This is a genomic window from Ensifer sp. EB106-03-01-XG145, assembly GCF_058792075.1.
The window spans coordinates 1-936 of sequence record NZ_JBYTEC010000073.1; the positions used below are offsets into that span (position 1 = coordinate 1).

Sequence of the window (936 nt, forward strand, 5' to 3'; positions counted from 1 at the left end):
AGGGCGCGGGCGTCGGTGTGCAACTCGGCCAGACCGAGGGCAATGTCGCGCACCCTCAGTTCGTCGGCCAGATCCCCGAGCATCTCGGCAGCGGTGCTGTCGATCTGGGGAATCGCACTGGCATCGATGACCAGCCAATGGGCCGGCGGCGGCAATTCGTCGGCAATGGCCGTCAGGCGCTCCCGCACATAGTCCGCATTGTAGAAAAGCAGGCTGTCCTGGATCATGCAGGCGCCGAAGCCCGGCACAGGACGTGCGTCCGGTGCGCGATGCAGCTTATAGAAGCCGTCCCGACCAGGAATCCTGCCGAGCAGGGCGTCGTGCGGATACATGGCCTGCAGCAGCAGATAGATCAGCGTTGCGGCAATGGCGATGACCACGCCGTTCAAGACGCCGAGGCCGATCGGTCCCCACAAGGCGATCAGGGCGAAAACGAACTCGATCCGGTTGACGCGCCATATGCGCCTGAGGCCTTCGAGGTCGATCAAACTGAGTGCGGTTGCCGCGAGAATCGCACCCAACGCCGCGATCGGCAGGATGCGCAGAACGCTGCCGAGAAACACGAGCACCGCCATGAGGGTCGCGGCCGCGACCAGGCTTGCGATTTGTGAACGACCGCCGACGGCAAAGTTGACGGCGGTGCGGGAATCCGAAGCCGTGACCGGAAACGTGCCGAACAGCCCGGCGGCGAAGTTTGCCGCACCGAAGCCCGTCAGTTCACGGTTCGGATCGACGCGGTAACCGCCGAGCGTTGCGAAACTACGCGCGGCAATGACACCGGAGCCGAAGCTGACGAGGAAGATGGCGGCTCCGCCGGTCAGCAAAGCATCAATCGGCAGGTTCCCGATGCGCGGCAGGATGAGCGACGGCAGCCCTTGCGGTATGTCGCCGACGACCGCCATTCCGCGTCCCTCGAAGTCAAAGAGAAAGGAAAGC

The 936-nt window shown here is 64.2% G+C and carries 1 protein-coding gene; it reads right to left on the reverse strand.

Annotated elements, in window-relative coordinates:
- Window positions 1–902: SulP family inorganic anion transporter (locus AC3WWH_RS34790; protein WP_492377629.1), on the reverse strand; the 902-nt coding region annotated here is incomplete at its 3' end.
- Window positions 903–936: the final 34 nt, after the last annotated feature.